Annotated in this window: 12 protein-coding genes and 5 pseudogenes; 9 read left to right on the forward strand and 8 right to left on the reverse strand. The window is 67.2% G+C overall.

The window, feature by feature from the left end:
- Positions 1–20: 20 nt before the first annotated feature.
- Complete coding sequence (locus tag ACIPUC_RS00155; RefSeq protein WP_446585926.1) at positions 21–3,254, reverse strand: DNRLRE domain-containing protein; 3,234 nt, start codon at positions 3,252–3,254, stop codon at positions 21–23.
- A 463-nt stretch (positions 3,255–3,717) separates the two neighbouring features.
- Here ACIPUC_RS00155 and ACIPUC_RS00160 point away from each other — a divergent pair, with 463 nt between their 5' ends.
- The 4 genes and pseudogenes from ACIPUC_RS00160 to ACIPUC_RS00175 all read left to right on the forward strand — a co-directional run.
- On the forward strand, positions 3,718–11,124 hold the full coding sequence (locus ACIPUC_RS00160) for a ricin-type beta-trefoil lectin domain protein (RefSeq protein ID WP_446585927.1): 7,407 nt from the start codon (positions 3,718–3,720) through the stop codon (positions 11,122–11,124).
- Between the two features lie 56 nt (positions 11,125–11,180).
- Positions 11,181–11,777 carry a hypothetical protein gene (locus ACIPUC_RS00165; protein WP_446585928.1) on the forward strand — a complete coding sequence of 199 codons (597 nt, stop codon included), beginning with the start codon at positions 11,181–11,183 and terminating at the stop codon, positions 11,775–11,777.
- Positions 11,778–12,067: 290 nt separating this feature from the next.
- Positions 12,068–12,316 (forward strand): annotated as a pseudogene (locus tag ACIPUC_RS00170) (NF041680 family putative transposase); the annotation flags it as partial.
- A 624-nt stretch (positions 12,317–12,940) separates the two neighbouring features.
- Positions 12,941–13,357 (forward strand): annotated as a pseudogene (locus ACIPUC_RS00175) (IS5 family transposase); the annotation flags it as partial.
- A gap of 215 nt (positions 13,358–13,572) precedes the next feature.
- Here ACIPUC_RS00175 and ACIPUC_RS00180 read toward each other — a convergent pair.
- From ACIPUC_RS00180 to ACIPUC_RS00195, 4 genes are all read right to left on the reverse strand, one after another.
- Positions 13,573–14,292 carry a transposase family protein gene (locus tag ACIPUC_RS00180; protein ID WP_446585929.1) on the reverse strand — a complete coding sequence of 240 codons (720 nt, stop codon included), beginning with the start codon at positions 14,290–14,292 and terminating at the stop codon, positions 13,573–13,575.
- A gap of 639 nt (positions 14,293–14,931) precedes the next feature.
- Complete coding sequence (locus ACIPUC_RS00185) at positions 14,932–18,036, reverse strand: lantibiotic dehydratase (protein ID WP_446585930.1); 3,105 nt, start codon at positions 18,034–18,036, stop codon at positions 14,932–14,934.
- 47 nt (positions 18,037–18,083) lie between these two features.
- A complete protein-coding gene (locus ACIPUC_RS00190; RefSeq protein WP_446585931.1) occupies positions 18,084–19,439 on the reverse strand; it encodes a lanthionine synthetase C family protein in 1,356 nt (451 codons plus the stop codon).
- Positions 19,440–19,487: 48 nt separating this feature from the next.
- On the reverse strand, positions 19,488–20,114 hold the full coding sequence (locus tag ACIPUC_RS00195; protein ID WP_446585932.1) for a hypothetical protein: 627 nt from the start codon (positions 20,112–20,114) through the stop codon (positions 19,488–19,490).
- A gap of 187 nt (positions 20,115–20,301) precedes the next feature.
- On the opposite strand from ACIPUC_RS00195, the pseudogene ACIPUC_RS00200 reads away from it, so the two are divergent.
- The 3 genes and pseudogenes from ACIPUC_RS00200 to ACIPUC_RS00210 all read left to right on the forward strand — a co-directional run bounded on the left by ACIPUC_RS00200 (position 20,302) and on the right by ACIPUC_RS00210 (position 22,617).
- Positions 20,302–21,015: pseudogene (locus ACIPUC_RS00200) on the forward strand (transposase family protein).
- A 549-nt stretch (positions 21,016–21,564) separates the two neighbouring features.
- Positions 21,565–22,146, forward strand: a complete 582-nt coding sequence (locus tag ACIPUC_RS00205) for a dienelactone hydrolase family protein (protein WP_446585933.1) — start codon at positions 21,565–21,567, stop codon at positions 22,144–22,146.
- A 336-nt stretch (positions 22,147–22,482) separates the two neighbouring features.
- The gene (locus tag ACIPUC_RS00210; protein WP_446585934.1) at positions 22,483–22,617 is read left to right on the forward strand and encodes a hypothetical protein; all 135 of its coding nucleotides are present in this window, start codon (positions 22,483–22,485) and stop codon (positions 22,615–22,617) included.
- A 292-nt stretch (positions 22,618–22,909) separates the two neighbouring features.
- Here the strand turns inward: ACIPUC_RS00210 and ACIPUC_RS00215 are convergent, their stop codons facing one another.
- Positions 22,910–23,158, reverse strand: coding sequence for a hypothetical protein (locus tag ACIPUC_RS00215; RefSeq protein WP_446585935.1), 249 nt, complete (start codon positions 23,156–23,158; stop codon positions 22,910–22,912).
- Positions 23,159–23,331: 173 nt separating this feature from the next.
- Positions 23,332–23,721 (reverse strand): hypothetical protein, encoded by a 390-nt coding sequence (locus ACIPUC_RS00220; protein ID WP_079403197.1) that lies wholly within the window; start codon positions 23,719–23,721, stop codon positions 23,332–23,334.
- A gap of 175 nt (positions 23,722–23,896) precedes the next feature.
- Here ACIPUC_RS00220 and ACIPUC_RS00225 point away from each other — a divergent pair.
- Positions 23,897–24,310, forward strand: a pseudogene (locus ACIPUC_RS00225) (helix-turn-helix domain-containing protein); the annotation flags it as partial.
- A 282-nt stretch (positions 24,311–24,592) separates the two neighbouring features.
- Here the strand turns inward: ACIPUC_RS00225 and ACIPUC_RS00230 are convergent.
- Entirely contained in the window at positions 24,593–24,745 is a 153-nt protein-coding gene (locus ACIPUC_RS00230; protein ID WP_446586794.1) for a hypothetical protein, read from the reverse strand.
- Positions 24,746–24,822: 77 nt separating this feature from the next.
- On the opposite strand from ACIPUC_RS00230, the pseudogene ACIPUC_RS00235 reads away from it, so the two are divergent.
- Positions 24,823–25,578, forward strand: a pseudogene (locus ACIPUC_RS00235) (transposase).
- Positions 25,579–25,649 lie beyond the last annotated feature (71 nt).

Genomic DNA, 25,649 nt, shown 5'->3' on the forward strand with positions numbered 1-25,649 from the left:
TCGTGCTGCTGTGGTGTGGACTATCCAATGGTGAGGAAGGTGTTCCAGCCGTCTTCGTCGCGGCCGGAGGCGGGGCCGAGGGTGGCGGTGCCGCCTTGGTAGAGCCACTGGTTGCCGAGGGTGTCGACGGCCCAGATGTCGGGGATGCCGTCGCCGGTTGCGTCGGGCGTGCCGAGGATCATGGGGATGGTGGTGCGGCCCCAGCCGGTGGTGGCGTAGGTGTAGTCCACCCCGCCCACGGCGTTGGCTGAGGCGGAGAGGGAGGCGAGGTCGACTCCGCCGTTGGCGCCGGGCTTGCCCTTGCGCAGGAGGAGTCCGCGGCTTGCGTTGGCGTTGTCGCGGAAGAGGAGGTCGGGGACGTTGTCTCCGGAGACGTCGCGGACCCCGATGAGGTCGCGGGGTGCCCAGACGACGCCGGCCATCTTCGTGTGGCTGGTGAAGCTGGATCCGGTGTAGCCGGAGAAGGACCACAGGCTGTCCGCGTCGAGGGCGAACATGTCGGCCAGCCCGTCACCGTTGATGTCCTCCGTGACGATGATCTGCCGGAAAGTCGCTGGGTCGGGTGCGCCGGCAGGGAGGAGGATTTCCATGCGCCGGGCGACGTCGAACTGTCCGGTCCCGATGCCCGGGTAGACGTACAGCTTGCCATCGGGCATGCGGGCGATGAGGTCGGTCAGCCCGTCGCCGGGGAACCAGTCGGTGGAGTGGCCGATGAGCGCACGCCTACCGTTCGCGTCGGTGTTCCAGTGCCCGGTGGCGGGTATCCCGTCAAGGATGGCGCCGGGGATGGACGCGTCGGTGTCTCCGACGGCGTCGCCCGGGTAGGTGCGTAGGCTTCCGGTCGCGTCGATGGCGAAGAGGTCGGGGTGGCCGTCGCCGTTGGCGTCACCGGGCTTGTCCAGGCCGTCTCTGGGGCTGACGAGGAAATCGTAAATGGTCTGGGGCGAGATGTTTCCGTACTTGTTGACCGTGCGGACGTAGAGCTTGTTGGGGCCGGCCGTGTCGACCTGGAGTTTCGCGTAGGCCTTGTCTGCGCTGAGGGGGGTCGGCGAGGTCTTCTTGTCGAAGAGGGGCCGGTTCAGGCTGTACTGGTATTCGTGGATGTCCTCGGCCTTGGCGCCGTTGCCGCTGAACGTGAACACCTGGTCGGGGGTGCCGGCCGGCTTCGCGCTCCACTCGGTGTAGTTCTGGCCGGGTTCCGGGAAGTCGGTCGAGGAGACGGCCGGGTTTTGCGGGACGACGTGGCTGACGGTGAAGGTGCACCAGCCGCCGCCTCCGGAGTCGTACGGTCCGCTGCCGGAACCCGCGTTGTCCTTATCTCGGACGCGGGAGAGCCAGTGATACGTGGTGCCCGAGGTGAATGCGCCCATGGGCACTTCGTGGAAGACGACGCCGTCGCTGTTGGGTGGCAGCCACTCGTTGTAGACCTGGGCTCCCGTGGCGCCGTTCCAGACCTCGATCTGGACCTTGTCGATGGTGTTGGTGCCGTCGCGGTCGCTGGCCTTGACCTGGAACGTCACGTTCGTCTTGCCGATACCGGTACCGGGGCTGGTGGTCAGGCATCGGCCGCCGGGGAAGGTCTGCATGTTCGCCGCGGTAGGGGTGTCCGGCGGATGGTTGTACGTGACCTCGATGTACGGGGCGGTCTCGCCGTTGGCGATGAACTTCTTCCAGTACCACGCGTTCGACTCGTTCGGCGCGGCGAATCCGAGGGACAGTGCGCCCCATCCGCTGGCGGCGGCGTCGGCGACCAGGCCCCTGATGTCGGGGGCGATCCAGTTGTCCGGGCAGGAGCTGTTGTAGCCGTAGCCCGCGTACTCGGTGGCGACCTTCCGGCTCCAGTAGGTCGAGTTGTTCGTGTTGTTCCACGTACTCGAGGAAGTGATGTACGGGGTGGAGTAGATGTCCATCGGCTTCTGCTCGCACGACCACGAATACGTCTGCAGCGCCCGCACGCTGGCGGAGATGATGCCGGCGCCGTGGAGCTGGCTGCCGAAGTCGAAGTTGAAGATGGAGCGGGATGTGCCGCCGGTGGTGGACTCGTAGCCGACGCGGGCTTCGTTGGTGCCGCTCGCGTTGTAGTTCTGCCCGTTGTAGAAGCTCGAGTTGCCCTCGGTCTTGTAGAGCAGGGTCCAGGAGTGCTTGTGGCCCTTGAAGGAGGGGTCGATGAACACCGGGTACACCGTCTCCGGCGCATTCAGCAGACCGCTGTCCGGGGTGATGGACAAGATGTTGTCGGCGAGGGCCGGCGTGGCGGGCTTCAGGCGCGCGCCTTCCGCCCCGGCCAGACCTGACAGGCCGAGACTGGGGTGCTGCGCCGCCTTGTCGGTGGGCTTCCAGGCGGGCTCGTTGTCGGTGGTGGCGACCTTGCCGCTGGAGTCCCACATCATCGGCGTGGGAGAGCCGGCGACCTCCTCGTCCTGCGCGTTGCGGGCGCTGACCGCGCCCGACTCCGCGCCGAGGCGGAAAGCCAGGTCGGGTGAGGCGAGGCGGTACTTCAGCTGGCCGAGCAGCGGGTCGGCGGCGGCCTGGCGGTCCTTGACGACCAGGACGTGCGAGTAGCCGCCGTCCTGCGCGGTCATCACCAGGTCGATGCCGGGGGCCACGTTCTCGTACAGGGCGCGCGGGCCGTCGATCACGGGTTCCGGGAGGGTGCCCGGCCAGGAGACGACGATGTCGTGGCCGTCGGTGTTCAGCCGGACCAGCTCACTCCACCCCTCACCGGGCGTGTCCTGCCGCAGCGCGACGCGGGTGACGGAGCGCGAAGACCGCTCCCCACCGGCGGCGGCGTGCTGCTTGGATCCGGCGCTGAAGACGACACGGCCGTTGACCGCCTTCGCCGCATACCCGGCCTCCACCCTCTCCAGCTGGGTGTCGATCGGCTTCCACACTCCGTCGACCTGCGCGCGGAACGCGGAGCTGAAGACCTGCTTGCGGTACGTTCCGTCAGGCCGCGCCCAGGTCGTGGTGTTCGCACTGCGGGCGGCGGTGACCTCGACCTCCTTGCCGGAGGCCGCGGCCAGGCGCCGGGCTTCCGGCTCCGCGATCGGCGCCCGCTCGCCCTGACGGACCTTCGGCTTCTTGTCCCCCGCTACGTGAACGCCGACCGGCAGCGCGACCGCTACTGCGAGGAGAGCGGCCAGACCGCCCAGCGTCCGGCGTCGCCTGAACCATCGCTGTACCGGAACTGCGGCAACTTCCTTTTCCGCAGAAGCTGTTGGCGGACTTTCGTCCACGGATTCACTGACAGACACAGGTGTACTTCTCCCCCCTCGGGCGCACACACGAGCAGCCCTCGGTACTCACAAATGATCCGGCCACAGGCCGGGAAATACATGAAAAGCCCACTCCCCCGCACGCCTTCACACACACGGGTGCGAGCCGAGCATGAACCATCCCACCGACATCTTCACCCCCCGCCCCAGCCCGCTGACCAGGCACTTCACGACTGTTTGCGGCTATTGCCCCACCCTATGCGGCAGGTAAAGTGATAAAGCACACACCGGATCTCGGAACCATAGGTTTTCCGGCCCTCCGGCCGCAGAATCAGCTGGCTAATTGTCATTTTCCTGCCGGCCGTGCGCCCTCGGCCGCGGCGGCAGAGCGTGGGGGGTCCACATGTCGCCGTTCACGGCGAATTTCCGCCTGCCCGGAAACAGAAAGGCACGCGCGAAACGCGCGCGCCTCGCCGGGCGCACCGGCATCACACTCTCCGTGGTGCTGACCGCAACACTCCTGCCCGTCCAGGCCTGGGCCGCGCCACCAGGCGACCGCACCGGCGTCACCCTGCCCGGCCTGCAAGAGGACCGGAAGGCGGAGCGTGACCAGGTTGCGTCCGCGCAGCTCGAGGGCTGGTTTGGCGACCCGCCCACGCCGCCGGCTCCCTATGCGCCGACGGCGGTGGCGCTGCCTGCTGGTGGCTCTGCCAGCGTGACGCCTACCCCTGGTGTCGAGTTCACGCAGGTGGGCGCGCTGCCCGTCAGTATCGGCAAGGTCGAGAACACGGGTACCGCTCCGTCGGGGGTCTGGTCGGCGGCGGTCTCGGAACGCGCCAAGACCGAGGCCGCGGGCGTTGACGGCGCCATGGTCAAGATCACGCCTCCGGCCGACGCGGTGAATCCGGTCGACGTCGCGCTGGACTACTCGAAGTTCGAGGACCTGTACGGCACGGAGTGGTCCTCACGCCTGAAGCTGCGACAGTTCCCCGCCTGCTTCCTCGACGTTCCCCGGCCGGATGGGTGCGACGTCTCCACGGACGTTCCCAGTGTGAACGATCCCAGGCAGAAGCGGGTCATAGCGACCGTCAATCCAGCCGCTGCGCCCGTTCAGGGCATGCACACGATGACGGCCGGCAGCAGTGAGACGGTGCTGGTCGCCTCCGACGGGGCCGCGGGCGCCGGCGGTACGTACAAGGCCACGTCCCTGTCGCCGTCGGGCTCCTGGACGGCGGGCGGCAGCGGGGGCGGGTTCTCCTGGACCTACCCGCTGACGGTGCCGCCGGCCCCTGCAGGTCCCACCCCCTCGATCGCGTTCTCGTACTCGTCCCAGGCGGTGGACGGCAAGACGTCGGTGACCAACGGGCAGGCGTCCTGGATCGGTGACGGCTGGGACTACAACCCGGGCTTCATCGAGCGCCGCTACCGCACCTGCTCTGACGACCTGAAGGCGACAACCACCGGCAAGCCGAACAACGACAACGAGACCGACAAGAAAAAGGGCGACCTGTGCTGGGCGGGTGACAACGTCGTCCTCTCCCTGGGCGGCTCGACGACCGAACTCGTCCGCGACACCGCCACCGGGAAGTGGGTTCCCGCCTCCGACGACGGCTCCAGGGTCGAGCTCAAGACGGGCAGCGGCAGCGGCGCGAAGGACGGCGAGTACTGGGTCGTCACCACCCGCGACGGCATGCGCTACCACTACGGCCGCCACAGCGTAGGCACCCACGGCGACGGCACCTCCCCGCAGAACACCACCGATTCCGTCTTCACCGTCCCGGTCTTCGGCAACCATGTCGGCGAGCCCTGCTACACCACGGTGTACGCGAACTCGTCCTGCCGGCAGGCCTGGCGCTGGAACCTCGACTACGTCGAGGACGTCCACGGCAATGCCATGGTCATCGACTGGAAGCCGGAAGAGAACCGCTACGCCAAGAACGAGAAGTACGAGGAGAAGGACGCCAGCAAGATCGCCGTTTACACGCGCGGCGGCTACCCGATCCGCATCCTCTACGGCCTACGCGCAGGCAACCTCGCCGGCGCCCCCGCTGGGCGAGTCGAGTTCGGCGTGGATGAGCGGTGTTTCGCCGACCAGGAAACCAACTGCGACAAGTCCCAATTCGGTACCAAGAACGCGGTCGGATGGTGGGACACCCCCAGCGCGCTGCACTGCAAGATGGACGCGGCTCTCTGCGTCAACGCGTCGCCGACGTTCTGGTCGCGCATGCGCCTGGCCAGAGTCACCACCTACGGTCAGCGCACCGAGGGCTCCACGGCCCTCACAAAGGTCGACCAATGGGCACTGAAGCAGTCCCTGCCGAAGCACCGCAGCGACACCAGCCCCCCACTGTGGCTGGACTCCATCACACGCACCGGCTACAGCCCCACGAACAGCGAGCACGGCGAAGTGCTGCCCCCGGTCTCCTTCATCGCCAACGGAAAGGACATGCCCAACCGTGTCGTCAAGCCCAACGACCCGGTATCCGGCAAGCCCGACGCCGCCCCGGACTTCGACCGGCTCCGGGTAGAGACGATCCGCACCGAGACCGGCGGCGACATCCACGTCACCTACTCCGCCCCCTGCGCTCTCGGCACGACCATCCCCGATCAGACGAAGAACACCTCCCGCTGCTTCCCCGTCCGCTGGTCTCCGGATCCCGACCTGGCGCCGGAGAAGACACCGACCGAGGTGTTCAACAAGTACGTCGTGGAAAGCGTGGCCGAGAAGGACCGCGTAGCGCAGCGGCCCGACGTCGTCACCGCCTACACCTATGAAGGCGGCGCGGCCTGGGTGAAGGAGGACGACGAGCTCAGCAAGCCCGAGCTGCGCACCTACAGCCAGTGGCGCGGCTACGGCAGCGTCGTCACCACCACGGGCGAGACGGAGAACGCGGGCACGTCGACCGCGACCGAGAAGTCCCAGATCCGCACCCGCTACTTCCGCGGCCTGTCCACCACCGCGGCCCCGGTCACCGTCAAGGACTCCACCGGCACCGTGGACCTCGGCGAGGACAAGCCCCGCTATCAGGGCCAGACCGCCGAGAACATCACCTACACCAAGGCCGGCGGCGACGACGACATCGAGAACCGGCACCTCACCCGGCCCTGGGACTCCGGCACGCCCACCGCGAGCCGCCCCAGAATCGACGACGCCACGAAAAAGGTCGAGGCGTACCGCAAGGGCGTCGACCACACCGAGGAGATCCAGACTGTCAGCGGCGGCAAGTCCCGCATGGTGCGAGCCGCCCACACCTACGACAGCGTCTACGGCCTGCCCAAGACCACCCACACCGAGGTTAAGGAGCACAACGGCACCGGCTGGACCACGGTCAAGCAGTCCTGCAGCAAGCCCGCCTACGTCCACAACACCGCGAGCAACCTGATCGGCCTGCCCGCGGAAGTCCGCGAGACGACCGGTGACTGCACCGAAGCCGGCACCGCAGGCGGAACCGTCCTCAGCTCCGCCCGTATGTCCTACGACGCCGTCAACGCCTTTGGTACCGCCCCCACCCGGGGCCTGCCCTACCAGGTCGACAGCCTGGATGCCGCGGGCACCGGCTGGATCACCTCCGGGCGCAGCGAGTACGACGCGCTCGGCCGGACGGTCAAGACGTACGACGCGCTCGGCAACCCGTCGACCACCGCATTCGATCCGCCGACCGGGCCCGCGTTCACGGTCACCGCGACCAACGCGCTCGGGCACACGGTGATCACGAAGGTGGATCCCGCCCGCGGCAGTGTCCTGGAGGCGACCGACGCGAACGACCGCAAGGTCACCACTGCCTACGACGCGCTCGGCCGCAGCACCAAGGTCTGGACCCCCTCGCAGAAGCTGACGGACAAGCCCGCCTACACGTTCGACTACCAGATCGACGAGGAGAAGACTCCAGCCGTCACCAGCCGTGCGCTGAAGGACGACGGCACCTACAGCACCTCGATCGCGATCTACGACGGACTCCTGCGGCCCCGCCAGACGCAGACCGAAGGCCCGGGCGGCGCGCTCCTCGTCACCGACACCCTCTACTCGGCGAACGGGACCGTCGCCGAGACCAACAACGGCTACCTCGCCGACGACCACATAAAAACGGAACTTTTTGTTCCGAAATCGATGACCGAGGTCCACAACTCCACCCGGACCGCCTACGACGGCCTCGGCCGTGCCGTACGCACCACCACGGTGGAGAACGGCACGGCAAAGCATTCCGCCATCACCCAGTACGGCGGCGACTGGACCCTGACGCGCAGCGCCATGTCCCCCACCGGGGCGACGCCGCTGCCCGGAAGCCGCGCCGTCAAGACCAGCACCGACGCCCTCAACCGCACGACGATGGTCGAGCACTACACCTCCACGGGCGCCGAGGCTGTCGACCCGGCGGTGGTCGACAATCCCGCGACGACGAAGACCAGGTACGAGTACGACGTCCGGGGCAAGCTCGCCAAGGTCACCGACCCGGCCGGCAACAACTGGACCTACGCCTACGACGCCCGCGGCCGGATGACCTCATCCACGGACCCGGACATGGGCACGTCGACGTTTACATACAACAACCTCGACCAGCAGACCTCGGCGACGAACATGTCGGGGTACGCCCAGCACACCAAGTACGACGTCCTCGGCCGTAAGACCGAACTGCGCAACGACGACCCCAATACCGGGTGGCTCGTCGCGTCCTGGACCTACGACACTCTTCCCGGTGCCAAGGGTCAGCCCGTCTCCGCCACCCGCAACTGGGGCGAAGGCCGCTTCTACAGCAGCGAGGTCACCGGCTACGACAGCGAGTACCGGCCCACCGGATCGAAGATCACCATCCCGGACCTGCCGAACGCCCAGACCACCAAGGGACTGGTCGGCACCTACGCCTACAGCACCACCTACACGCCCACCGGCAAGGTCCAGTCGACGACCCTCCCCGCCACCGTCGGCGGCCTCGCCGCCGAGAAACTGATCACCCGCTACAACAAAGACGGCATGGTGCAGACCATGTCCGGGCTGACCTGGTACACCGCAGACACCATCTACAGCCCCTTCGGCGAAGTCCTGCGCACCGCCACCGGCAACGCACCCCACCGCGTGTGGACCAACAACATCCACGACCCCCACACCGGCCGGGTCACCACAGCCGAAAGCCACCGCGAAACCCGCGACCCCTACTCCACGTCCACCCTGCTGTCTTCCCTCACCTACACCTACGACACGGTCGGCAACCCGACCTCCATCACCGACGCCCAGCCCGACACCCGGCCCACCGCCACCAAGGACTCCCCACTCCTGGTGGACCGCCAGTGCTACACGTACGACAACATCGGGCAGCTCACCAGAGCCTGGACCGGCAAGACCGCAGGGTGCCCCACGAGCCCAGCAGGCCCCGCGCGCTCCGAAGTGGGCTCGGCCCTGGCGGGTGACGCCTACTGGCAGGACTACGCGTTCGACGCGATCGGCAACCGCACCAAACTCACCGAACACGACCCCACCGACGCCACGCTCGACGACGTAACCGACTACGCCTACGGCGTGGACATCGGCGGGCCCCAGCCGTCCCTGAAGAAGCAGCCCCACGCCCTGACCAAGGTCAACAAGGCCACCAAGACCGCCGGCTCCGTCGTCGACTCGCTGTCCACGTACACCTACGACCAGGCCGGCAACACCAAGACCCGCACCATCGACGGCGACACCCAGACCCTGAACTGGGACCGCAGTAACAAACTCCAGTCCGCCACCAGCCCCGGCATCGGCTCCGTCGCCGTCACCGGCCTCGCCGGGAAATGCCTCGACGTCCAGGACGGCCAGACCGCTGACGGCACCCCCGTCCAGCTCCTGACGTGCAACGAGACCAAGCCCCAGCAATGGCGCATCAACGGCGACAGCGTCCAGGCTCTTGGCAAATGCCTCACCGCAGAAGGCGGCAAGGCCCGCCTGAAGACCTGCGACCCCAACAGCGCCGGGCAGAAGTTCACCTACAACGCCACCCACAAGTCTCTGGTCACCGGCACCAACCAGTGCCTGACCGTCCCCAACGACAACCCGGCCGACGGCAACGACCTCGACCTGTACACCTGCGCCAGCCCCGCCCCTACCGCGGCACAGCAGTGGAGCTTCGGCAACCTCACCAGCTACCTCTACGACGCCTCCGGCAACCGCGTCATCCAGGAAACCGGCAGCTCCCGCACCCTCTACCTCGGTGAATCCGAGGTCACGGTCAACAAGGCCGGCCAGGCCATCGACGCCGTCCGCTACTACAGCAGCCCCGGCGCCCCCACCACCATCCGCCGCACCAACGGCAAAACCACCGGCCACACCCTCTCCCAGCAGCTGGCCGACCACCACAACACCGCCGCGATCAGCGTCGAGCAAAAGGACGGCCAGGCGGTCACACGGCGGAAGTCCGACCCGTACGGAAACCCCCGCGGCACCCAGCCCTCCAACTGGCCCGGAAACCGCACCTTCCTCGGCGTCGGCACCGACGACAACACCACCGCGCTCACCCACATCGGCGCCCGCGAATACGAACCCCAAACCGGCCGCTTCATCAGTGTCGACCCCATCATCGACATCACCGACCCCCTCCAGATGAACGGCTACACCTACGCCAACGGAAACCCCATCACCGGCAGTGACCCCAGCGGTCTGAAGAGCGAAGAATGCGGCACGCTCTACAACTGCAACGGCAACACTGTCATCACCGCATCCAATTCTCACGAAATCACCTATGTAAACGAAAGGAGGCAGCGCCGCTACTACCAGACCTACGCGACATCCCGATTCAACCGCGACTCACGCGAACTGCAGATCCGAAAGAACAACGTCAGAGCCAAGCAAGACGAATGGAGAAACAAGCAGCGCCGTAAACCCACATTCACCAACTTCGCCACTGGCGTTGGACGGGGAATGGCGAGCGCAGACCAGGTGATGCCGCATGGCATGGCAATGTCCCTCCTCGGCATATCTGGACGCGATCAATACAATTGGCTGCTGGGGGTGCTGGGCATTGAGTCCGACGAGGGCGCCTGGGAGTCGACGGCTGGAGAATTGGTTGCCCCGATACCCTTCGTCGGCAAAGCAGCCAAGGGGGCGAAGGGAGTAATCGGAGCGTTTGCCCGATGCGACAGCTTCGTACCCGGCACCAAAGTCCAACTCGCAAACGGGGCCAGCAAGCCAATCGAGGAACTGTCGACCAACGACGAAGTACTCGCCACCGACCCCGAAACCGGCGAAACCAGCGCCAAGGCAGTCACCGCCACCATCTACACCGAAGACGACAAGAAGTACGTCGAACTGGGCATCCAGACAGACGACGGCATCAAAACCATCACCACAACAGCCCACCACCCCTTCTGGTCCGAAACCGACCAGGCCTGGAAGGACGCCGGAGAACTCAAGCCAGGCACAACCCTCCGCACCGACGACGGAACACCCGTGACCGTCGCCCAGACACGCACCTACCAAGCTACCAACGAGACCTACAACCTCACCGTTGCCGACCTCCACACGTACTATGTGCTGGCTGGCAGCGTCCCGATCTTGGTCCACAACAGCAACGGTGTGGGGATCTGCCCCGCTACGCCGGGGCTGAATCACGGCGACCTAGGTGAGTTCGCGACCCATCGTCGTCTCCAGGCAGAGGGTTACACGAACATCACCCCCGAGGTCTCATTCACGGCCGGTGACGGGACGCCATTCCGCGCAGACTTCGTGGCCCAGCATCCGGATGGACATTGGGTTGCTGCTGAATCAAAGGTGAACACAGGCGGCTTCACCGCCAATCAGGATATCGGCTATCCCGAGTTGATTACCATTGGAGGTAGGCTCGCAACAGATAAGCTGGCTCCGTACGGATTCGAGCACGGTGATAAGATAACCCTCCCCCTGCAAGTCGATCGATGGAGGTGCCCGGATTGCACTCCCCCGTAGAAGTGGCAGCTGTACAAGAGATCACCAATAGGCTCCAAGGTTCAGAATGGGCACGCGTGAATTCGACTGAACCGATCCTTGCCATCGAAGGGTTGCATGGGATTGCCTACCAGATCGCTCTCAACCCACAGGTCAAACCGGATCGTGTGATTTTCCACCCGAACCTCGGCCTGATGCATCTCGAGACCAGTCGCCTGGTAGCGGCCTTCACGGGGCGCCAGTTCCGAGGCCTGGCGGGCGCCTGCTCGATGGGTACGGGGCTGTCGGACCTCCTATACAAAGACGGGGTCGAAATGGCTCCGTACGTTCGCTGGACAGTTCGCTCGCAGGATAGGGTAGCGCGGGAACTCGACGCCCTATGGAGCGACCTGCAAGACTACGGCTTCCCCTATCTCAATTCTGTCGGGTCATTGCGGGACCTGATCGAGAGAATGCAATCGTCCGCGAGATACCAGGAGTTGAACGGCCATCTCGCTGTTGCGTGCGCACTTGAAGGAATGCATGCCGAGTCATTGCAAGCGCTCGAAGAGTACGCAATGAAGGCGCAGGGTCAACACGGAGACATCCTGAATAGATCACGATATTTCGTCAGCTCCTTCGTCTCCCACTTCCAATTTGGAGAATCCACCCTAAATCCCCGGATGAGTTCATAGCGAATTCCCCTGGATTACATACGGCCTGTTCGCTCGCCCACAGGACGGATGGTCCGTGATAATTGTTTAGGGCATCACCAACGGGAGGTCTCGCCGCGTATGCTTGCGGCGGGGCTTCTTTGGTGTCCAATGGCAGCCCACCCACTTCCGCTGGTCTCGTGCGAATTGGCCCTCGGTCTGCTTCCTGTCCACGTGGATGACCTTGGTGAGGCGGTTGTGGTCGGCGGCGCGGACCTCTCTGGAACCCAGTGGAAAGTCGTGAAGGATGCAGAGTCCCTCAAGCTGCCAAGCCGAAGCTCCGAACCCCGCAGGCCGCGGACCGGTGGACGTGGCTCATCATCGTCGCGCACACCCAGCTCCGTCTTGCCCGGCCGCTCGCCGAGGACGTCCGCCGCCCCTGGGAACGGCCAGCAGAACCGAACAAGCTCACCCCGGCCCGGGTCCGCCGAGGGTTCAGAAACCTCCGCCCGCACTTGCCGTGTCCGGCCCGTGCGCCGAAACCAACACGGCCGGGGGCGCCAGGCCCCCGGCCTTCTACCATTGCCCGCCTGGCTGGCAACGCGGGAGTTCACATGTCCTTCGAAATTGAGAGTCCGTGGACACCAGCACATCAGGCGGTCGAGTCCGAAGACTACGTAGAATTGGCCCGCCTACTCGATGCCGGGTCCGACCCCAATGAAATCTGCTGTGGCCTGACTCTCCTGATTCATGCGATTGACCTGGAAGGAGACTCTTCTCTTCAATCTGGAAATCCGGCAAACTCCGTCATGACTGCCATCATGTTGGCCTATGGTGCCGATCCAGGCGCTTCTGGTCCGGACGGGGAAACTCCACTCGCTACCGCAAAATCCTATGGACACGAAATGGCCGTGAGACTTCTACTGCGACACCAGTGTCGATAACGAACCCGAAGTCGCCATACACGACTTGGCCGCCGACTCGTCGCACGCCCCCGGCAATTCATTTCCTCGTTAGTGTTCAGCCCATATAGCTGCAGGCCCGGACCAGATGGTCCGGGCCTGGGACTGTAAATCGTTCGGCTCTGTCTCACATGTTACCTATTCAGGCCGCCTGAACTGGCCGTTACTTAGAACGCCTAACACAATGAGGTAGATCGGTCCTGGTGGCCGTGTCCGTTCGGCGGGTTGGGTGTTGTCCAGGCCATGGGGGCTTCACCGTGGATCGTGTCGGATGACCTGTGGGAGCGGATCGAGCCGCTATTACCGAAGAAGGAGCGACGGTTCAGGTACCCGGGCCGCAGGCCGGTACCGGACCGGCAGGTGCTGTGCGGGATCCTCTTCGTACTGCACACCGGCATCCAATGGGAACACTTGCCCCAGGAGCTCGGCTTCGGCTCGGGCATGACCTGCTGGAGACGGCTGCGGGATTGGAACGAGGCAGGTGTCTGGCATCGGCTGCACGAGGTGCTGCTGGCCGAGCTGAATGCTGCCGCTCGGCTCGACTGGTCGAGGGCAGTCGTCGACTCCAGCCACGTCAGGGCGTTAAAAGGGGGGCTCCAGACGGGCCCGTCGCCGGTCGACCGGGGACGAGCTGGCTCAAAGCATCACCTGATCACTGACGGCCCCTGACATGCCCGACCCCAACCCGAACAGGACACCGGCCAAAGCCCACTCCGCCGCCCTCGCGCGCGCAGCCGTCTGACGGCAACGCCGACGGCAACAGGGGTGCACAACACGGAACTTCCACGCACACCCACGGACTGGCCGAATTCCGCTGACTGCGGAAACTCAGATGACAGCACCTAACGAGCTCGTGCATGGTTGGCGGTGCGACGTCAAAAGGTGCAGGTCGGCCCGGTGGTCACTGTGGCTGACCGGGCCCGCGGATGGCGCTCTGTTGGTGCGAGAGCAGTCCGGCGATGGCTTGGATCGTGTCGCCCATGTGCTCGCGTCGGCCCAGGTAGCGGGCGAGCTCGCCAGTTCTTGAGGTGTGCGATGCCGTGCTCGACGCGGATGCGGCGTGAGGAGTGTGCCTCGCGCTGCCGCTCGTAGATCTCTTCGTACCAGTCCGGTGGGTTCTTCTTGAACTTGCGGTGTGGTGGAGTCACGACCCGGCCGCCGGTCTGGGCGCCCAGGCCCTGGTAGCCGGCGTCCGCAAGGATCTCCACGGCCGGGCCGTCGGTGAGGTGCTTGAACAGGCCTAACTGTCGGGCGTGGGTGATGTCGGCACAGCTTGCCAGCTGGGCTGGACTGCAGAACAACAGCCTGCCAGCAGAGTCGGTGAGGACCATGGCCTTCACGGTATCCTGCTTGTTCTTGCCGGAGATGAACTTGTCCCGGCCCTTGCGTCCCGCGGTCGGCCGCCGGACGGGGATCTCGGTGCCGTCGATGATTCCGGTCTCTCCGCTGGCGCCGAGGTGGTCGATGACCTCGGCGCGGGTGTGGAGCCGGATCCCGGTGGCGATGGTGCAGCCCCGCTCGGCGAGCAGCGGCCGCACCTCGCCGATCGCCCGGGTGATCGTGGAGCAGTCGACGCCGAACCAGCAGGCCAGCACATGGTGAGTGGCACCGTGGCGGAGGTGGACGAGCGTGGCCAGAGCCGGTCGATGAAGACCAGCCGGTGCTTTGCGCCGGCCCCGACGGCCCGCTTCCGCGGCCTGGACTCCAGTCCCGCCTGATGCCGTTCGTGCCATAACGGACCGACCTCGGCAACGAGTTCCGCGATCACATCGGCAGACAGCCCCGTGATCCTCCGGTCGCTGATGATCGCTGCTTCGGCGAGGCTGCCTGACACCGGAGCCCGCCGACCGCGATGGCGGGGGGTCGGCCTGGCCGCCGCGCCTCATCTCCAGCATGCGCCTGTCCGGCGACCGCGGCCCTGTGCCGGGCTCGACTTCTACCTTCCTCGCGCCTGGGTCGTGCGTCCTGACGACAGCGTGCTGGACCCGACCTGGGATGACGCGCCAGGCCGGGCCTACGTCAGCATTCCGGTCGCCGACTCGGGGCTGTGGCCCGTCGAGGGTGGAGGGCTGCTCCAGGACTTCGACCGAACAGTGCCCTTTCTGCGTGACGGCTTCCCGCGGAATGCGCTTGCTGACCTTGGTCGCCCGCTGGGCGCGGAAGGGCTCTCGTAGGCAACATGCACACCGCAGCGCGGCGGGCCCGGTGTCGCCTGCTCCGAAACAGGTGCTGCGTCACGCTGAAGCCAGGGGCGCGCGGGCGAGGCCGGCCCGTGTGCGGCGGAGCAGTTCCAGGGCCAGCGTCTCACCCGGCGCATCCGTTCCGAGAAGGCGGTTCGCGTGGAGGTGCACGTAGCTCTGGCACAGTTCCTCGCCGGACCGGCACAGCTCCCCGTTGAGGCGCAGTGAGGTGACCAGGTCGACGGCCGGCACGAGTGCCGAACCCCGCGTGCTCAGGAGTCGGGACACTTCGCCGCCGTCGTCGAAGGGCCGAGCCCCGCCCCCCAGCGCCTGGCGGAGCGCGTTCTTCCGCTTGCGGTATTCGGCGCCCCCGAGCCGTGAGACCGACGGGCTCCCGTAGGAGAAGCTCGCCCGTTGCTCCGCGGACAGGCCCAGGTGCGCAAGCAGGTCGTCGATGCTGATTACTGCCAGCTCCAGTAGGTCGATGCCGAGGCTGCCCTCGGCGTGCGCCCGCAGCATGCCGGCGACGCTGGGGCTGTCGGCCATGAAGAGCGCCTCGGCGGCCTTCATCCCGTGTTCTCCTCCGTACCGCTCGACTTCACGCTCATACGTCTCGAACGAGAACCGCCGGCACAGACCATCGGCCCTCAGCCCGCCGGCCCATGCACATGCCTGTTCCATCAACGGGCCGGTGAGCAGGGTCGGGTCGCCGTGGAAGCGGAGGCGCACATGGCTCTCCGGGTCCGCGTAGCGTACGAAGAACCAACCGGCACAGAGCCCCGACTCGACGGCGTACTGCCCGAAGTCGGACAGCGGACCGGCGATCACGTCCTCCTCCTGCTGAGGGTCGCAGTAGAGCTTCAGGTACAGCCAGTCGCTGCCTGGTGGGCGCAGCCGTGTTTTGGGCTCGACGACGTGGAGGACGGGAGGCGGCTCGCTTGCCGCCTGCTCAGTGGCCCGCCGGACGAGCGGTGCTACCAACTCGGACATGTGGCCGCCGTCCGGTCCCGGCAACCAGGCGTGTTCCGGTCCCGGCAGGGCTTCTTGGAGCAGTACGGTCCGGGGGACCCCGGCCGCGCTCAGCTCCTCCTGGAGGAGTTCGACGTCCTGTGCGTCGTCGAGGTTGAGTAGCAGGCGGTTGTCGGCGACCGCCAGGTAGACGTGACTGGGCACCTCCCACTTGGCCCGCCATCTCGACATCGCTGCCGCGAATGCGTCGTCTCGCGCGGGCCCGATGACCTGGACCGAGTCGAGCCGCCACTGCGCGAGGGCCACGACGGTCCGGCCCCGCTGCACCCGGGGCAGGTACGTGAGGCCGCTCGCCGGCCCCCATGAGAACGGGGCGAAGTGGCAGCGGCCCTCCTGGGCGACCTCGAGCAGGAAACGGACGGCGGCTGGAGCCCTGGCTGTGTTGAGCATGTGGCCCTGGCCCGCGACGACCTCTGCTCCGCCCGAAGGCCAACTGACCACGAAGCGCCCGTCCCGCTGGCCGAGAACGAGTTCGCTCAGCGGTATCGCACCCTCCTCGGGTACTCCGGGCCAGGCGTCGACCAAGATCTCGTGGCGGCGGATCGGCGGCCTCAGCGCCACGTTCGCGGAGCGGGCTGGGTCGGGTGCGTAGATCACTTCGGCGAGAAGCCTGCCGGGCTCGTGCGTCTGCTCGATGCGCGCGAGCTCCTCCAGTGCCGCATGCGCAGGCGGGCCCAAGAGTCCCGCAAACCGTCCCAGAGTCCGCCCCGCGGCCGATGCGCCGAGAGTTGGTCCGACAACGAGTTGGAACTCCCCTCTGTCGATGGCCGCTGGGGATACGGCCGCCAGGAGGAACGACAGGTCCAATGAGGGCGGGAGGCGGTCGGGCTCGGGGTCGGAAGGAGCCAGCCGGGCGAGGATCTCATCATCCAGCTCCACCGCCGTGCGGTGCTCCCGGTTCGCTTCCAGGGCGAGGTCGAGCAGCACTTGGTCGCGTGAGTCCTGGCTGAGAGCGCCTCCCGCGCTCGCACCGTGGCCGGAGGAGGGCGGCCCCAGGCCCACGGAGGGATCGAGGAGCTCCAGCAGGGGTACCTGGCAGTGCGTCCCGTAGCGGGCTTCGAAGGCCCTGTGGTAGTCCTCCATCCGCCGCGCTCCGTCGGCAAAGCGGCTCAGACGCAGGAGCAGCTCGGCGGCCGCGGCGGCTTCGGCGCCCACCGACGCGTGCACTCCCGTGGCCGTGAGGGAGAGCGCTGTGTCGGTCTGAAGGCGTTTCGGGCTGCCCGTGCCAGGGCCGCCACCGCTTCTAGTGCCGTCGGCCCTGTCCGTGCTCGTCGCGCCGGGGTGTATCTCCCCCATGCGGTCGAGCAGGGACGGCAGGTTCTTCGCCTTCCGGTCGAGAGGCAGCTTGTCCCATCGTGCGAACTCGTCGAGCAGGCGCGCCAACTCTTCGGCGACGGCGAGCGCTTGACGGGAACCAGTGGTCTCCAGGCACGTGCGCAACCGCGTAACCGGGTCGCCTCCGGTTGGCGCCGGGAACGACTCTGGGATCAGGAAGCCCTGCTCCGTCAGGTCGTTGACCAGCCGATCGGCCCTGTCGGGCGTCGCTCCGGGGATGTCCGAAATCGCCTCCTGCAGGTCGGCCCGCGCAGTGGCCCGGTGTGCCACGGCGAGCACGCGCTGCACGGCAGAGGTGGCGCGAATGGAGGTCCCGGCATCCGGGCCGTCAGGAAGGAAGGCGCGGCCGCTGCGAACGAGGATGCCCGGGGTGGCCATGAGGCGCAGGCACGGACCGATGTCCGGATCGCTGCGGATCTGCTCGGCCAGGTCATGCACCCATCCCATGTCGGCCCGTGTGTGCGTGCGTGATGCGGCCGGGGTGATCGCGACGTCGGTGGCTGGCGCCCATTGCGCCAGACCGACCCCGGCGAACAGGCCGAAGGGCGTCGGCCTGGTGGACATCCTGATCGCGTATCGCCTGAGTTTGCGCGCCAGCCGGGGGGCGGGTCGGTCCAGCGGACCGGTCCGTTCCAACGCGGCGGCCAGATCCGGACTCGCCACCCGGATGGCGAGGTCCAGCAGCGGATCGGGCGGGATCGCAAAGGAGTCCGAGACGGCCGGGCGAGCAGACGGACGCACGTCGGCCGGGACGAGTGGAGCCCGGAGCAGCACCCATCCGAGCGGCTCGTACAACGCGGGCCGGTGGTCATGGCCGCGCCCGTGCGTGCGAGGGGTTCCGGTCATGACAGAAGGAACATCCGGTCCCAGGCCGGCTCGACGCCGACAGCCGCAGCCATGAGGGCCATGGCGACACCGGCAGCACCGTCCAGCAGCCCGGCGCGGTCCACGGCGGCATCCCCGGCCTCCAAGGAGGCGTATCCGAACGGCAGCTCCGGGTCGTAATCGACGAGAAGCTGATCAACGAGCGCGGTGACCGCGTCTTCGAGAGGGTGCGACGCGGCTTCTCGGGCGAACCGCAGGACGACGTTGAGCAGCCCAGCCACGCCGTGGCAGTAGGTGGGAGAGCTGAGATACCGCAGTTCAACGGGGCGTCGCAGCACGCTCATCACCCCCTCGACCGCCGAGCGGCGCAGCTCGTCGTCGTCCAGGGCCTCACCGGCCAGCCACAGCGAACGAGCGACCCCCGGGGTTCCGTAGCACCATGCGCCTCGCGTCGCGACGGAGGTGCGCCGGGGCGCCGCCCGGCCGTCCGGTGTCAGCGGCACGGCGTCGGGCCAGCCCCCTCCCCACGCGTCGTCGACCCGGTGTGCCAGCAGCCATCGGGCGAGAGCGCGCACCGCGTCGGCCTGACCGGGAATTTCGTGGCCGGCGCTCATGGCGAGGGACAGCACTGCCAGGGGCCCGGGCATGCCGTGCGCCAACCCGCAGTTGAGTTGTCCTGACGGGTAGGCGCGGCGCAGGGACTCGGAGGCCAGCATCTCCGGCGGGGTAGCCCATCGAGGTGCGCCGTGGGGATCTGGCTCGGAGCGGCGGACCAGGGCGGTCAGAATCCGCGGAAGCGCCCCGAACGGATCGCGCCTCAGCAAATAGGCCGCCACGCCGCTCGCCCCGTAGACGGTGTCGAACGCGGTCGTCGGCATGCCGTCCGTGCCCATGCCCAACCTCGCCGCGACTGCGAACGCCTGTGGGGCGAGCATCTCGTCGACGGCCCTGAGCATGCGCTGATAGCGGTCGCCGTTCCGGCTCAGCGAGTCCACCGCGAAGGCGAAACCGCTGAGCCCGTCGAAGAGTCCGGGGTGCGTCGGCCTCCTGCGGCCCAGGGCATCCGCCCCCTCTGCGAGGAATCCGTGGCCGATCGCGTCCCATCCCTCCCCAGGAAGGCACTGATCGAGATATGAGCACATCAGCGCGATCCCGGCGCTGCCCCCGGAGAGCCCCCACGGGCTCCAGCGAACCGACTCCGGATAGCGCGTCTGACTGCGGGCGAGCGGAAGCGACTGAGCGATCCGGTTCCTGTCAGCAGCACGCACGGCGACATCGCGCGCGACAAACAGCGCCGCGCTTCGCCGAGGTCCGTCGAGACCGCTGAGCCGGGACGGGGGAAGTCCCCGATCACGTGTGCTGGACTCCGGCATCTGGCCTCCCAGAGGCGGATCAGGGTGGTGCGACGGCACCGTACGGCCTCAGCAGGCCGGGCTGCAGGCCGTCTCGATGCAGCTGATGGTCCTGTCTTCGCATCCGTCGGATGGAAGGCACCCCCCGCACGTCGTCGGCTCGCAGGTGGGTACACAGGAACCGAGCGTGTCGTAGCAGGTGCAGGTCCAGAACTGCTGCGAGTGGCACTCGAACATGAAGTCGGTGTTCGTCCATTGGTCATGCGCGCACCGCCACGTTCGGAGGCCATCATCGTCCGCCCTGTAGCGCCGAGAGGGCGGGCGCCGTGGGCGTTGCCGACGCCGGAGATCCAGATCGAACTCGTCCGGCGGACGTACCGACGTGCTGTGCGTGTACGAGATCTCGGCGCCCTTCCGAAACGTGACCCGGGTGGCCTCGATGCCGGGGAACGGCGCCTTCTCAGCAGGAATCCGTGAGCTGTCCAGGACGTCGTCGACGGAGAACTCGACGAAGTAGTCGAGCTTCGTCGTGAGGTAGAGCCTTCGGCGGCCAGATCGATCGCTGTCGCCCAGGAACCCGTGCATCGTCAGCCCCGCTTCAGGCAGCCGCGAGGGGTCGGGGCGGAGCCTTTCGACGAGTGGGTCCTGCGGTCCTTCGATGTCTCTGGAACCGCTCTTGTCCACGGGGTCAGTCATGTCGTGCTCCCCATGTGATGGGACGCTTCCATTTTCCCCCGGCTTCGCGCCCCATGCCAACAGATGCTTCGCCCCCAGCAGTGCGCGCCCCGCTCGCCTCATGTCGGTCATGGGGCGAGCGGGGCGGGTGGGGCGTGCTGGTGGCTAAGGGTGTTGCAGAAGGCTCAGTTTTGGGCCTTTTGCCTGTATGGGTGGGGTGTTGCGGGCTGAGTCGGTGTGGGTGGAAACGTTCACCGGGTTGCGGATGGATCGGTTCGCGAAGCTGGTGAAGGTGGTGCGGGAGCGAGGCGGAAACGGACCCGGTCGGTGGCCGCCCCTGGTGCCTGCCACTGCCCGACCGGGTCCTGCTGGTGGCGGTGTACTACCGCACGAACCTCACCATGCGCCAGCTCGCCCCGCTCTTCGGGATCTCACCGGCCACCGTCTGCCGGGTCATCCAGCGTCTGCGGCCGCTCCTCGCGCTGGAGCCGGCCCCGCGGCCCGTTGCCGAGGTCGAGCGGTTGTGGATCGTAGACGGCACACTCGTTCCGGTCCGCGACCGGAAGATCCGCGCCTCCTCCCGAAACTACCGGTTCTCGGCGAACGTACAGGTCATCATCGACGCGGACACCCGCCTGGTCGTCGCCTCGGCCGGCCGGCGCCCGGGAACAAGGCCGATGCCCACGTCTGGCGGGAGTCGGACCTGCCGGCCGCGGCGGCCGGGACGACGGTGATCGCGGACGGCGCCTATGCGATCGCGTTCAAGTTCCAGACCGGATCGCAACGGGTCCACTTGCCCGAGAGATACGGCAACTGGCGTGGCGTTTACAACCGGCTTCGGATGTGGGCCGTCGATGGCACGTGGGAGCGCGTGTTCACCACGCTAGTGGCCCAGGCTGACGCCGACGAGGACCTGAACTGAGCGGTCTCGGTGGACTCCACGGCCGTTCGTGCCCATCAGCACGCGGCCGGGGCCCACAAAAGGGGCCCCGGCTGGCGAGCCCGGTGACCATGCCATCGGCCGGTCCCGCGGTGGACTGACCACGAGCCCGTGGATGTTCACGGGAAATAGCAGCACGGTCACCGAAAAAGGACTGCCGTTGCGCCTGAGTCGACAGGCAACGGTGCCACTTGTCAGCTTTGCCTCGTTGAAGCCGCCCATGCCGAGATCCTCACCCAGCGGACCCGCAGCGTGAACTCTTGGGCCGGATCCGCGACTCGCAGGCCGAATGGACCGGGGACGCCACCCAACGGAACGCCACCGAGAACACAACATTCAAGCGACGAGCGGCTGAAGGCCGCCCGCTCGAACCTGCGCTTCCGAGACCGGCGAGTCGCCGTCCTCGAAGTCCGCCTCACCGAACAGGGACCACCGGCCTGCTCCTGTCCGGCCGAGGCCAGTGGATGTCAGTGCTGCGGTCCATACTCGTGCCGCGGCGCCACCCGGGCACCGCAGTACGAGGGGAGCAACATGGCTGAGGTGCTGGTCTTCCACCATGGACACGGGCTGACCGCCGGCGTTCGTAGTTTCGCCGAGCAATTGCGACGGGCCGGACACACCGTCCACGCTCCAGATCTGTACCAAGGGCAGGTATTCGACAGCCTCGAGGAGGGCGCCGCCTATGCCGAGAGCGTCGGGTTCGACACCATCATCGCGCGCGGAGCCGTCGCCGCCGAGGGGATGCCTGCGGAGCTCATCTATGTTGGCTTCTCGCTCGGCGTCCTGCCGGCGCAGAAGCTGGCCCAGACTCGCCCCGGAGCAAAGGGTGCACTGTTGCTCGAGGCGTGTGTCCCGGTCTCGGAGTTCGGCGCGGCCTGGCCCCAGGACGTCCCCGTTCAGATCCACGGCATGGACGCAGATCCGTTCTTCGTCGGGGATGGTGATGCGGACGCCGCCCGCGCGGTCGTCGAGACGGTGACGGATGCGGAGCTGTTCCTCTACCCCGGCGACAGGCACCTGTTCACCGACAGCAGCCTGCCGTCCTACGACGAACAGGCCGCGATGCAGGTCAACCATCGGGTGCTCGGCTTCCTCGACCGCATTAAGAGGTGAGAAATGGAGGTGAAGAATCTGATGAGGCCATGAAGTCCGCCCCGGGTGCGGACACCGAGGCGGACACCGAGGCGGGCGTCGGCCACGGAAGCGTACGCGCCGGCTGCCGCTCTCGGCCTGTGGGTGCCGATGGTCTTCTGACCGGCCCGGGCCGTCGAGGCAGTGTGCTGCCGCGTGGCGGCCGGCCGCGTAAGTGCTGGGCACGGTGGTGGCCGTGGGTGCGGTCGTGGCCGGGGTGGGTTCCTGGGCCGTGCCCGCCGCCCTGATGCCGGAGGGCGCCACAACCCGGGAAGGGCGGAGCCCATCAGGACGACGACCCCGACCGAGGAGGACCTCATGGCCTGCACCGACCCGCAGTGCGACGGCGGCATCATCGCCAACCGGCACTCGGACGACCCCGAGGCCCTCACCCTCTGCCCCGACTGCAATCACGGCTACGACGTCCGCAACCACCAGGACTACGCGGGCTGAGGACCCGGGCCCTGTCGCGGGCAGGGGCCGGGGCCACCTGCTGGTCCGTGGGCGACGCGCGATCACCTGGCGGTCATCTGAGCTGCCCGCTGGTGCTGACCGACAACAGGCCGTCGAGCTACCCGGCCGGCGGCTGAAGGGCCGCCCCGATCCGGCAATACGCGCGACGCACAGCCCTCTGTCGCCCTGGTCGAAGGTGGCTGGCAAACCGACCACAGGGTGCCGCTGACGGCCGCGAATGCGGCCCGGGGACCCTGCTCCCAAGGGTCCCCATATCCGAAGGCGCGCTCTCTCAGTCCTCGATTGACTCGCTCCCCGCCTCGGACATCACAGCGAAGCCGGGCTGAGTCTCCCCCGCCGGACCCAACGCGCCCGAACCGAGGTTCGGGGCGCCGGACAGGGCGTGGAGGACCTTCTCCCTGACCAGGTCGACGATACCGTTGGTGTTCGCCTCGTCCTTATTGACGTCGTGCAGGGTGATCTGCTGGCGCTCGCCGTCTGCGTGGTCGACTCCGGCGGGACCGTCTCCGGCGTCGGCCACGGCAGGCGCGGCAACGACAAGGGCCGCGGCGAGTCCGACTGCTACGGCAGCAAGTTGCTTTTTCATACCCAGCTAACGATCTTGCGCCTGCCCTGTCACGCGCGTGGCCTCAGACCAAGGTTCAGAAACAGGCACTCTGCGCAGCACTCAACCGACACCAGAAGGCTGCGCGGTCAGCGCCGGCCGCCGCCGATGCGGCGGTCGTCGGCCAGTGCCGTCAGCGGGCCGAACTCGCGGGCAAGCTGGTTCCACGTCAGAACCTCGCCACAGCGGGCCGGGAACTCCTTCGGGTTGAACTCGGGCATGGTCCAGGTGCCAGTGCCCCGGTCCCGCAGCCACAGGTCCCCGTCACCGTCGACCACAGTCGGCGGGACCGGTACGGGCTCGGCCTGATCGGTGGGCTCCCAGGTGACCCGGCCCGGGTGGGAAACGCGGCGCAGCTCCGTGGTGGCCAGCCGCGCAGCCAAGTCACGGGTGGACTCTTCGGCGTCCTTGACCGACGCGAGTCGGAATGCGTCGTCAAGTACGGGCAGGGCTGGATTCTTGCTGCGCTTTGAACTCATACGCTGACTACCTCCGGTGGGGGGCGCACATCCGTTATGGCACCCCGTAGAGGAACACGGTATCCGAGGCGGGAGCCGGGCCGGCTACGACGACTGTCCAGGTGGAGGCGCTGGCACACCGGGCGGTGCGGCTAAAGGGTGTTGCAGAAGGCTCGTCTCCGGGCATTTTTCCTGTATGGGTGGGGTGTTGAGGGCTGAGTCGGTGTGGGTGGAGACGTTCACGGGTTTGCGGATGGACCGGTTCGCGAAGCTGGTGAAGGTGGTCCGGGAACGAGGCGGGAACGGCCCGGGTGGTGGCCGGCCGTGGTGTCTGCCGCTGGCGGACCGGGTGCTGCTGGTGGCCGTGTACTACCGCACCAACCTCACCATGCGGCAGCTCGCCCCGTTGTTCGGGATCTCTTCGGCGACGGTCTGTCGGGTCATCCAGCGGCTGCGGCCGCTGCTGGCGCTGGAGCCTGCCCCACGGCCTGTTGCCGACGTCGAGCGCTTGTGGATCGTAGATGGCACCCTCATCCCCGTCCGCGACCGCGCCGTGGGCGCCTCCTCCCGCAACTACCGGTTCTCGGCGAACGTGCAGGTCATCATCGATGTCAAGGGGCTGTCCCGTAACTGCGGGAGCGTGACGACCTACCCCGGCTTCGCGGACATCAGAGGAAGAGAAGTTCGACGTCCTTCGCGACGCAGAGCCGCAGAACGACCGTCAGCTGTTGGGCCGCGTCGATGTGTGTCTGAGGGGCGCCGACCTCATTCCGCCACTGGTCGACGATCGCCTCGAGCCGGGGCAGGAGCGCCGCGCATTCGGTGGGCGAGGGCTTGCCTCCACCGTCATCGGGGCGATCGAGGAGTGGTTCGAGCGAGGTGGATACATCACTCAGGGTCGCTCCCCGCCGAAGCCCGACATCTCGTCGAGATCGAACCCCTCGGCTCGCGCCAGCTGCCGCCGGAACGCGGGGAAGCCGCTGTAGGACCAGTCGACGTCGGGACTGTTGGTATCTCCGTCTCCCGGGAACAGAGTCAGCCCCACGTCGTTCTCCCTCGGATCGTCGAATACGCAAAGGATCAGTTGGAACCAGCGACGTCTGCAACTGAGCTGATCCAGCGGTGGCTGGTGTGATCACGGCGTCTGAGCCGTCTTGGATAGCCCCGTTCGCCGGGCTGAGCCCGCGCAACTTCGGCAAGCTCGTAACCGTTCTGCGGCGCGAGGGTGCGGATGAGGTCCGCAAGGGTCGGCCGTGGAGCCTTCCGCTGGAGGATCGGGCACTGCTGGTGGCGGTGTACTGGCGCAAGAACTTGACGCTGCGCCAGCTCGCTCTCTGTTCGGGGTCTCGAAGTCGGCGGCGGACCGCATCGACCACCTCGGGCCAATGCTTGCGCTTCAGCCGCGCAAGCGGTTCGCCAAGGACACCGTGCTCATCGTGGACGGCACGCTCGTGCCCACCCGAGACCACAGCGTGGCCGAGCTACCGCTACTCCACCGCTCACCAGGTGGTCATCGACGCGGTCACCCGCCTTGTCGTGGTGATCGGCCGGCCGCTGCCGGGCAACCGGCACGACTCCCGCGGCTGGGAGGAAACCGGCGCCAAGGCCGCCGTCGGAAACACCACCACGATCGCCGACGGCGGCTACCAGGGCACCGGCCTGGTGATCCCGCACCGCCGCGAGCGCGGCCAGGCCGGCCTCCCGGACTGGAAAGAAGGACACAACCGGTCCCACAAGCAGGTCAGCGCCCGCGTCGAGCACGTCTTCGCCCGTATGAAGACCTGGAAGATCCTCCGCGACTGCCGCCTCAACGGCAACAGCGTCCACCGCGCCATGCTGGGCATCGCACGGATGCACAACCTCGCCCTCGGCGGATAGGCGAGCGGCCCCACGAGACGGCCGACCCCACCCGAGACAACTCGGAGATCATTTGTGGGACAGCCCTGAAA

The sequence above is a fragment of the Streptomyces sp. LARHCF249 genome, from assembly GCF_052871255.1.

Bases quoted from the DNA above. Each gene is read 5' to 3' on its own strand.
- ACIPUC_RS00190 (WP_446585931.1), bottom strand. From the start codon at position 19,439: ATGCCGGAGTCCAGCACACGTGATCGGGGACTTCCCCCGTCCCGGCTC.
- ACIPUC_RS00210 (WP_446585934.1), top strand. From the start codon at position 22,483: ATGGCCTGCACCGACCCGCAGTGCGACGGCGGCATCATCGCCAACCGG.
- ACIPUC_RS00205 (WP_446585933.1), top strand. From the start codon at position 21,565: ATGGCTGAGGTGCTGGTCTTCCACCATGGACACGGGCTGACCGCCGGC.
- ACIPUC_RS00195 (WP_446585932.1), bottom strand. From the start codon at position 20,114: ATGACTGACCCCGTGGACAAGAGCGGTTCCAGAGACATCGAAGGACCG.
- ACIPUC_RS00220 (WP_079403197.1), bottom strand. From the start codon at position 23,721: ATGAGTTCAAAGCGCAGCAAGAATCCAGCCCTGCCCGTACTTGACGAC.